This is a genomic window from Acetivibrio straminisolvens JCM 21531 (assembly GCF_000521465.1).
Taxonomy (GTDB): domain Bacteria; phylum Bacillota; class Clostridia; order Acetivibrionales; family Acetivibrionaceae; genus Hungateiclostridium; species Hungateiclostridium straminisolvens.
Genome location: NZ_BAVR01000114.1, coordinates 1 through 3,745 on the forward strand (window position 1 = coordinate 1; position 3,745 = coordinate 3,745).

Annotated in this window: 2 protein-coding genes and 1 pseudogene; all 3 read left to right on the top strand. The window is 34.0% G+C overall.

Features of this window, described 5'->3' with window-relative positions; all coding sequences use genetic code 11:
- A partial coding sequence (metG, locus tag JCM21531_RS16670; protein ID WP_054847174.1) for a methionine--tRNA ligase occupies positions 1–1,546 on the top strand: 1,546 nt, incomplete at its 5' end.
- Between the two features lie 60 nt (positions 1,547–1,606).
- Positions 1,607–2,229 (top strand): annotated as a pseudogene (locus JCM21531_RS23220) (TfuA-like protein).
- 34 nt (positions 2,230–2,263) lie between these two features.
- Positions 2,264–3,388 (top strand): LuxE/PaaK family acyltransferase, encoded by a 1,125-nt coding sequence (locus JCM21531_RS16680; protein ID WP_038291503.1) that lies wholly within the window; start codon positions 2,264–2,266, stop codon positions 3,386–3,388.
- Positions 3,389–3,745: the final 357 nt, after the last annotated feature.

The following is a 3,745-nucleotide window of genomic DNA, read 5'->3' on the forward strand; positions in this document are numbered from 1 at the left end:
TTATATAACTACGCCAATTTATTATGCAAGCGGGAATCCACACCTTGGACATGCTTATACAACTATTTTGGCGGATTGTTTTAACCGTTTTTTTAAGTTAGTCAATTATGAAACAAGATTAACAACAGGTACCGACGAGCATGGTCTTAAAATTGAAAGAGCAGCGAAAAAAAATGAAAAGGAACCTAAAGAATTTGTAGATGAATTGGCACGGAAGTTTATCAATTCATGGAAAGAGCTTAATATAGAGTATGATGATTTTATTCGTACAACAGAAGAAAGGCATATGAATATCGCCCAAGACATGTGGCGTCGGATGGAGGCCAACGGCGATATTTATCTTGGGAAGTATGAGGGACTTTATTGTATTGATTGCGAACAATATTATCCGGAGAGTGAATTATTAGAAGGAATGTTATGTCCCATTCATAATAAAAAAGTGGAGACAATGAGTGAAGAAACCTATTTTTTCAGGTTGTCAAAATACCATGACAGGCTTTTAAAATACATAGAAGAAAATCCTGGTTTTATATACCCCGAGGTTCGCAGGAATGAAGTTTTAGGGTTTTTGCATCATAATAGACTTCAAGACTTGTCAATTTCAAGGACATCTTTTAGTTGGGGTATACCCGTACCCGGTAATGATAAACATGTTATGTATGTTTGGATTGACGCATTGACAAATTATATATCAAGTTTAGGTGGAATTGGCACGGAATTGTTTAACAAATATTGGTCCAATACCGTTCATCTAATTGGAAAGGATATTTTGAGGTTTCATGCCATCTATTGGCCTTGTATGCTTATGTCAGCTGGTGTTGCTTTGCCGAAGTCAATAATAGTGCATGGATGGTGGACCATATCGAATAAAAAGATTTCTAAATCTGACCCTGCAACAAAAATTGATCCTGTTATGCTTTCAAAGGATATTACAGTGGATGGTTTAAGATATTTCTTATTAAAAGAACTCACGCTGGGAAAAGACGGAGATTTAGATTATGAGAATCTTATATCAAGTATAAACATTGGTCTGGCAAATAATTTAGGAAATCTCGTTAACCGAACGATAATGATGGTACAAAAATACTTAAATGGCTGTGTACCTGCTTTAGATGAAGACTCGACTAACGAATTTGATATTGAGATAAAAGAGAATGCTTTCACTACAGCCGATGCGGTAAAAAAGTTTATGGAAGAATACAATCCTTCAGGTGCAGTGAATGCAATTATGAATTACTGTAATTTATTAAATTCATATTTGGATAAAACGTTGCCTTGGCAATTGGCCAAGCAACCGGATCAGGTAAGCAGGCTTGAACAAATTTTTTCCTATTTACTGGAGGCTTTGAGATGGGTGTCAAATATTGGATATCCGTTTTTCCCGGAGTTTGCACGGGGAATAAAGGAACAACTTGGGATAGATGAAGCCTTTAGTTGGCCTGTATCATTTTGTTTGTCGGAAAGAAAAGTGAGTAAAGGGGCTGTATTGTTTAAAAGAATAGGCAAGGATGAAGAAATAATACTTATAGAAAAATGGACAAAGTGATTTTGAGGTGGCAGAATGTATGACAAAAGAGTTGCTCCAATAATCTTTATTGGACCATGTATGTCACACGATGAGGTAGAGAAGGTATTAGATATCGAAGCAGATATTCGAGCTCCAATTAGAAGAGGGGATTTAGATTCAATACCTGAAAGTACTCAAGTTATAGGTATTGTTGATGGGGTTTTCTTTTCCAACTTATCGGTTAGTCCGCGGGAAATACTAAGTATTCTGAAAAAAGGGATTCATGTTGTGGGCAGTTCAAGCATGGGAGCTTTAAGGGCAGCAGACTTGACGTTTATGGTATGAAAGGAATTGGAGCAATATATGATATGTATAAACGCGGTATCATTGAGTCAGATGCAGAAGTTGCTCTGACATTTCACCCTAAGGATTATAGGACTTTGAGCGAGCCTTTGGTAAATATTCGTTATTTTGCAGCGAAGGCACATGAAACGGGTTTAATATCTTTAGATGAAGTGAATAAGATAATTGAATCCGCTCAGAAAATATATTTCTTTGAATTAAATTATGATAATTTATTTAAATATCTTGAAGACAAAATAGAGAGAGCAAAGATTGAGTTACTGAGAGCATTTGTAAATAATAATAAAAATGAACTTGATTTAAAGAGACAGGATGCAATAAAACTGTTAAAATATATTAACGACTTATATAAAAGTTAATAGCCTTAAAGGAAATGTACGGGAGGTCAATTTTATGAAATTTCAGTCAATACAGAAAATAGATTTTTTGGATGATTTGATATACCAAGAGGAGGAGAGTTTTAAATGGACGGAGGAAAAAATAAGTGAAGTTCAGTTAAAGCTTATAAAGGAAGCATTTGAGTATCACTATGAGCATTGTCAAGGATATAGAATGTATTGTAAGAAGATGGGAATTGAACCGTGTGATGTAAACTCAATAGATGATCTTTGCAGGATACCTCTAATACCAAGCACGATGTTCAAACTAGGTGATATTTTGAGTTGCGATATGAATGAAGTTGTTAAGGTTTGTCAAAGCTCGGGGACACAAGGCTCAATAAGTAAAGTTTACAGGGATGAAAAAACTTTAAATAGATTCTTAGGTTCAATTCAAACTTCAATAGATCAGGTAATTGAAATTGATGATGCTTTTTGTGTAAATTTAGGACCATCTACTAAAGAAGCCGGGGATTTATGGTTTTCGTATGCCATAAGTGTAGTGGATATGATTTTTCCGACAGAATATTTTGTAGTCGATGGCGTTTTTTATCCGGACAAAGCATATCAAAAGCTTAATGATATGCTTGATGAATACGAATCTTTAGTTTTAATTGGTGCACCTGTAATGTTCTACGATTTAATAAACTATATGGAAGAAAACAAGCTAAGTTTTAGTAATAGTGAAAAGCTGTATTTTATAACAGCGGGAGGATGGAAAAGGTTTGAAGGCAAATCCATTCCTCGGGACGAGTTTATAAAACTCATTCAGAAATACTTTATTGGGGCGAAGACTGAAAACTTCAGGGATATATTAAATCTGGTAGAATTGAATACAATAATGCCGGAATGTGAATGTCATATTAAACACATTGTGCCATGGGTAAAAGTTATCATTCTTGATCCTGTAACTCTTAATCCGGTATCGGACGGAGAGATCGGTCTTATTGCTTATTTGGACCCAACTACGGTAAGCTATCCGGGATTTATATTAACTGATGATTTTGGTAAAATTGTAATCAATAACAATTGTCAATGCGGAAGAAGTGGTATTGGTCTTGAAATAATTAGAAGAGTAAATAAAGTCGAATCAAGAGGATGTGCCTTAAAAATCGATAAAAAGTATGCAAAAACAAATTAAAAGTTTTAATGTATAAATAAAATTGTAGAAGGGCAAACTATTAAGGAAGGCTCTTCTACAGTTTTATTTTATCTAAGTTCATAGTATAGGAATTTGCATTTTAGCCTTTGGTCTTAGTAGGTAAAAAATACATGTCAGAGAAATAAAATTGTTGATTGGATTGCAAAATTTGTATAAAATAAAGTGGAATATATGTATAAAAGGTGGGTTATAGTTTTTAAGAATAAAAGTGATAACAGAAGAAGAAAAGAAAGACAAGAATATATTTAAGCAGATAATAGAAGAGAACTGGGAAGACTTCAAAAAGAAGTACCCATCGTATAACAAACCGTATTATGAAGAAGTTATAAAAAAGAC

Coding starts and splice junctions, on each gene's coding strand:
- JCM21531_RS16680 (WP_038291503.1), top strand. CDS start 2,264: ATGAAATTTCAGTCAATACAGAAAATAGATTTTTTGGATGATTTGATA.